This window comes from Verrucomicrobiia bacterium (assembly GCA_035946615.1).
In the GTDB taxonomy this organism is placed as follows: Bacteria; Verrucomicrobiota; Verrucomicrobiia; order Limisphaerales; family UBA8199; genus DASYZB01.
The window spans coordinates 1-5,596 of record DASYZB010000126.1 but is presented as its reverse complement, the minus strand read 5'-3'; the positions used below and the strand labels follow the sequence as shown (position 1 = coordinate 5,596).

5 protein-coding genes are annotated in these 5,596 nt (G+C 57.0%); 4 read left to right on the top strand and 1 reads right to left on the bottom strand.

The annotated features are described in order from the left end of the window. Positions 1-1,461: hypothetical protein (locus VG146_18585; protein ID HEV2394361.1), on the bottom strand; the 1,461-nt coding region annotated here is incomplete at its 3' end. A 663-nt stretch (positions 1,462-2,124) separates the two neighbouring features. Between VG146_18585 and VG146_18580 the strand changes: the two genes are divergently transcribed. The 4 genes from VG146_18580 to VG146_18565 all read left to right on the top strand — a co-directional run. Continuing rightward, positions 2,125-2,499 (top strand): prepilin-type N-terminal cleavage/methylation domain-containing protein, encoded by a 375-nt coding sequence (locus VG146_18580; GenBank protein ID HEV2394360.1) that lies wholly within the window; start codon positions 2,125-2,127, stop codon positions 2,497-2,499. Between the two features lie 306 nt (positions 2,500-2,805). Further along, on the top strand, positions 2,806-3,204 hold the full coding sequence (locus VG146_18575; GenBank protein ID HEV2394359.1) for a type II secretion system protein: 399 nt from the start codon (positions 2,806-2,808) through the stop codon (positions 3,202-3,204). Between the two features lie 189 nt (positions 3,205-3,393). Then, positions 3,394-3,783 carry a prepilin-type N-terminal cleavage/methylation domain-containing protein gene (locus VG146_18570; GenBank protein HEV2394358.1) on the top strand — a complete coding sequence of 130 codons (390 nt, stop codon included), beginning with the start codon at positions 3,394-3,396 and terminating at the stop codon, positions 3,781-3,783. 386 nt (positions 3,784-4,169) lie between these two features. Next, a partial coding sequence (locus tag VG146_18565) for a hypothetical protein (protein HEV2394357.1) occupies positions 4,170-5,596 on the top strand: 1,427 nt, incomplete at its 3' end.

The window sequence follows — 5,596 nt, the reverse complement described above, 5'->3', positions numbered from 1 at the left end:
GGTCCGGCGCGGTCCAGTGGACTTGATTAACATTCCGACCGCCAGGACACCCAAAACCAAGAGCCCCGCCCGCGTGCATCCGTTCCTGAGGACCACCACACGAATTTCGCCCGGTATCGGGTGCCCCCAAGCGAAGGCCAACACGGCCCCTACCAGCACCAGTATGAGTGAAGCGCTGCTCACCTCGAAACGTCCCAATTTAGTGCCATCGTTCCGTGTTAAGGCTGCCAGGCCACCTGCCGCCAATAGAGGGGCTGAGGCCAAGACCAGGATCAGGAACTTCACGGGATACCTGAAAAAGCCAACGGGAGGGAAAAAGCGGTGCAGAACAGGATAGACGTAACCTCGGTTCCCGAGTGCCAGCAATAAGCAAGAGAGAGCTGCTACGGCCAGCAAACGGACCTTCCATTCCCGGCGCCTCCCGAGAGCCACCGCAGTCAACAGCACGGTACCAGTTCCCGCGTAATAGGAACTCGTCCAGTCCTGATTTGGCTGGAAGAAAATGCCTTGGGAAGCTGGTCGCGTGCGGAAAAGCGGCACCAGGAAATTCAACCAACCCCAGATGGGCATCGACCAGTTCGGTGAATGGGCGCTGTAACTCGCGTCCCGATCAGAATGGGCCACGAGTTCGAGAAAGGGCAGCAGTTGGGCCGCGCAAACCAGCGTCACCAGCACGGCCAAACAAAGAAACCGCAGAGGTATCCTGTTCCTCGCGCCAGCGTCGGGGATTTCTGCGTAGGTCCGTTTTGAGAATGTGATCCATTCGCCGCACATCAGCAGGAACAGAATCAACCAGGTAAACAGAATCGTCTCAGGCCCCCCAGCGAGCATCTGCATCGAGCCGGCCAGAATTCCCCAAACCAGCTTTCTACCTCCCTGCCGCCAGCCCTCCGGCACCAACCACAGGACCCACGGGAGCCAACCAAAAGTTGCGACATGGCTGGGCCACATCAGAAAATTCAGCATCAGTCCGTTGAACGAAAAGATGATTCCCGCCAGCCCCGCTGCCAGGCAGTTGCCGGTCCAGCGCCGGGCCAGGAAGTACATTCCTAACCCGCCCCAAAACAGATGGGCGAGGCAGAAGAAGGAGAGGGACCAGGGCATCGGGAGGAGCAGATAGATCAGAGAGCCCGGGTAAAGGGTCATGGTGTTCCACTGGGCAAGGAAAGGGACGCCGCAGAAGTTCAGCGGATTCCACAGAGGGATTTCCCCGCGCCAAAAACATTGCCGGTGATAAAAAGCCACCGGGTAGCTGAAGGCGCCGAAATCGCGGGCAACGAATGTTTTGCCTTGCAGGAGCACGTCCGGGAAGGCGGCCACCACGAGCAGCGCCAGCAGAAGCGCAAAGCGGCCCGGGGTGAGCCAGGCATCAACAGCTTCTGTTTTCAGAACAGGCGCTGTCTCAGGTTCGGTCATTGTTTGGTTCATTTCGTGGTCCGATTCGGTTGTCTGCGCGGTCATTTGCAAGGTTTTGCAGGGAAAACCGCACATTTCCTGAGTGTTTGAACCGGACTACGCTGAATTAAGCAAGGGATGAGCCAGAGTGATGGGGTATTGGAGCGATGGAGTGTTGGAGTATTGGGTTTCCCACCCCTCCATCACTCCATCACTCCGCTTTCAGCTCATGCTAGCTAGTTCGACCCGGGATCAGGTGTTCTGAGCCTCCTCACGTCGGCTCCTACATTCGGATCGGCCCGTCTCGATTCTGTACAAAATGGCCTGAAGCGAGACAGCACTCTGGACAGTCCAAACGCAAGTGTCCCAGGAAAAACGGATGCGCCGGAACAAACCCGCCACCAGCTTCTCCCTCTCCCCTTCCGAAAGGGAGAGGGCCAGAACTGGTGAAATCGTTTCCCGGCTTCTCCCGCTGCTTCTCCCTCTCCCCTTCCGAAGGGGAGAGGGCCAGGGGAGAGGGGTCCCAGGTATATCGGCAGTCCACATCCTCTTTTCTCCGCGTTCCTTGCGTTCTTTTGCGGCAAATAAGCCCAACAATTTTGCGGTTGCATTCCCCTTCTCATTTCTGCTATTTTCAGGACACGGTCGGCAGCAGGCAATATGTGGACGTTTTGCATTAATACTAAACCGCCTGCCGCTTGTCCACGCCGTACAAGAGAAAGGTTCACTATGAAGAAACAGACATCCCGGAAGGGAGGCTTCACCCTGGTCGAGATCATGATCGTTGTGGCCATTATTGGCCTGTTGGCGACGATTGCGATCCCCAACTTCGTGAAGGCCCGCTCGACGGCACAGATGAACGCCTGCATCAGCAACTTGCGTCAGATCGATGGCGCGGTGCAGACCTGGGCGCTCGAAACCAAACAAGGCGAAACGGCGCAGGCCGAGTATTCGCAAATCCGAGGTTACCTCAGAAACCAAGTCGTTTGTCCCTCCGGCGGAACGACCTTCGCCGACAGCTACACGCTCGGCACGGTACAGGACAAACCCAAGTGCCAGAAGGTGCCCGCCACCCACAAACTGCCGGATGATACACTGAACTGATTCATAGAATCCTTAAATTCAAGGGCTTGGGAATATCTCCCAAGCCCTTTTTTCATTTACAGACCTCGCGAGGCGTCTTGGACTGCGCCAGTCCTCTGGCGCTTTTCCCCCAGGCTAACCTGCGAGAGGACTACCGCAGTCCAAGACGCTAGCGCGCCATCTCCAGCTTCATCCTTCCCCTCTTGGCACCCCGCTTGCTATCTCACATTCGCGGTTGCGACAGGCAATTAGTGAACGGAAACCGTAATAATATAACCCGCCTGTTGTGAAGTTCACGCCGCGGCAACAGAAAGGCAATAAGACAGTATGAACATTAGAACATCGAGGAAGAGCGGCTTCACGCTCGTGGAAATCATGATCGTAGTCGCAATCATCGGGCTGTTGGCGGCCATCGCCATCCCGAACTTCATCCGGGCACGTACGCAGTCCCAGACCAATGCTTGCATTAACAACCTGCGCCAGATCGATGGCGCCGTCCAGCAATGGGCGTTGGAGATGAAGCAGCCGACGTCGGCAACGGCGAGTTACACCGACATCTCCGCGTACTTGAAGAATGCTGTTTCATGCCCTGCGGCAGGAAGCGACACGAGCTTCAGCGGCAGTTATTCATGTGGCGCTACCGTAACCGACCAACCGACGTGCAAGATATCTGGCGTTGGAGTCGGTGGTGGGACACACGTGCTGCCTACCCAGCCGGGTTCCTAGTCTAATCCACTCTCCAACAGGCCTGGGAAGATTTCCCAGGCCTTTTTTATTTGGGCAACGACGTTGGACTGAATCCTGCTATTCTAGAATTGCGTGCGGTTGGCGACAGGCAATACGTGAACACAATCGTACTAATAAAATACCGCCTATCGCCTCGTTCACACCGCGTGTGAGAAAGGCAATGCAGAAATGAAAATAGGTAACAGGCGCACACCAGGGTTCACCCTGGTCGAAATCATGATCGTGGTGGCCATCATCGGGCTCCTGGCAGCGATCGCGATTCCTAACTACGTGAAGGCTCGCACCAATGCCCAAAGGAACTCCTGCATCAGCAACTTGCGTGAGATTGAAGGCGCAACCCAGATTTGGGCGCTGGAACAGAAAGCCGCCTCCACGGCTGTCGTCCAATACAGCGATATCAGCAGTTATTTGAAACGCGCCGTCAATTGCCCGGCGGCGGGTACTGACACGTCGTTCAGCGGCAGTTACTCGATTAACGGAGTGACTGACGCCCCTACATGCAATATATCAGGTAGCGATCCCGTTGCTCCCCATTTGCTGCCCGACACCACGCAGTGATTTGGAGTGCGGCGGCAAGCAAAGCGCGACGCCGCTTTGGGCGTAGCCGAGCGCCACAAAATCTAAAACCGCCGTCGTCGCTGCGCTTGCTCTGCTCCTTACACGCATTTCTGCAATCTCGGAGGTTACGAAGAATCCCGAAGGGATTCCGACTCAAAGCCCAGGGTTGCGAGTCTGCGAGCTACCCTGGGAATAGACCGAAGCGCGTGCCAACCCTGAAAGGGTTGTGGCGCTGTTCCATCCCGAGTTTGGAGTGCGGCGGCAAGCGAAGCACGACGCCGCTTTGCCTGTGCCCGCAGACCTCAATGTAAAAAAGCGCCGTCGTCGCTGCGCTTTGGCGGCGCACTCCATAAACGGCGTAAAATCTGCTAATCCCTGGGGTAACCATGCGCACTGCGCCCCAATTTTTATCGAAAGAAAACCGCCCTCTGGGCCTGGTCTGCCTGCTGCTTGCCTTCATCACCGTCGCCTGTTATTGGCCCATTACCCGAAACGGATTCGTACTTTTCGACGATCCGAGGTACATTTACCAAAACCCCCATGTCAAAGCAGGCTTGACCTGGGCCGGAGTCGCTTGGGCATTCACAACCGGATACGCCTCCAATTGGCATCCCCTCACTTGGATTTCTCACATGCTGGACTGCCAAATCTTCGGGATCAGCCCAGGCGGACACCACTTCACCAACCTCCTTCTTCATGCCATTAATTCGGTGCTGCTCTTTCTGCTGCTTAGGCAAATGACAGGCGCCTTTTGGCGAAGCGCCTTCGTTGCGGCTTTATTTGCCTGGCACCCGTTGCACGTTGAATCCGTCGCCTGGGCCGCCGAGCGCAAAGATGTCCTGAGCACCCTGTTCTTCCTGCTCACCCTCTGGGCATACCATAAGTATTGCACCCCGCCGGTCTCCATCCGTGCGCCAGCGTCTTGGACTGCGCCAGTCCTCTGGCGCTTTATTACGCCACCGGCCACAGACACACCTTCCACCGTTGCCGCATTGCCCGCCAAAAGCGGCAGAGGACTGCCGCAGTCCAAAACCTTCGGAGTGGCCAGCCGTTGGTATCTCCTTGCCCTTCTCCTTTTCTCCCTCGGCCTCATGTCAAAACCGATGCTCGTCACCCTGCCCTGCGTTCTGTTGTTGCTCGATTTCTGGCCTCTCAACCGATTGCGAACGGCTGCGCAAGGTAACGCCGGCGTCTCGCCGGCGGGTTCGGGCGGCGTCTCGCCGCCCAGTCAGCACCGGTACTTTCCAGATGGGCTGTGGCCTCTTGTCCGCGAAAAAATCCCCTTCTTCCTCCTCTCGTTCGCAGCCAGCGTGGTGACCTTCCTCGTTCAGCGAGGCGGCGGTGCCGTTTCCTCGCTCGTCACCGTTCCATTTTCTCTGCGCGTGTCCAATGCCCTGCTGGCCTACGTCCGGTACATCTCCAAAACCCTAGTCCCGGTGGATTTGTCGGTCTTTTACCCGTTGCCGGAGCACTGGCCGATCCTCGCTGTAGCAGGCGCAGGATTACTTCTACTGGTTTGGTCCATCCTTTTTTTCCGCTGGTCAGGCCGATACCCCTATTTGCTGGTGGGTTGGTTATGGTTTCTGGGCACCCTGGTCCCCACCATCGGTTTGGTCCAGGTCGGTTCCCAATCCATGGCAGACCGTTACATTTACATCCCGAGCATTGGCCTTTTTCTCATGATCGCGTGGGGGGCGTACGATGCCTTTGGATCGTCTCGGCGTCTTACCGATGAGTATGGAACATGTGCTACCGTAAGCCTCCGGGCATTCTCCCTCTCCCCTTCCGAAGGGGAGAGGGCCGGGGAGAGGGG

Bases quoted from the DNA above. Each gene is read 5' to 3' on its own strand.
- VG146_18570 (HEV2394358.1), top strand. From the start codon at position 3,394: ATGAAAATAGGTAACAGGCGCACACCAGGGTTCACCCTGGTCGAAATC.
- VG146_18575 (HEV2394359.1), top strand. From the start codon at position 2,806: ATGAACATTAGAACATCGAGGAAGAGCGGCTTCACGCTCGTGGAAATC.
- VG146_18580 (HEV2394360.1), top strand. From the start codon at position 2,125: ATGAAGAAACAGACATCCCGGAAGGGAGGCTTCACCCTGGTCGAGATC.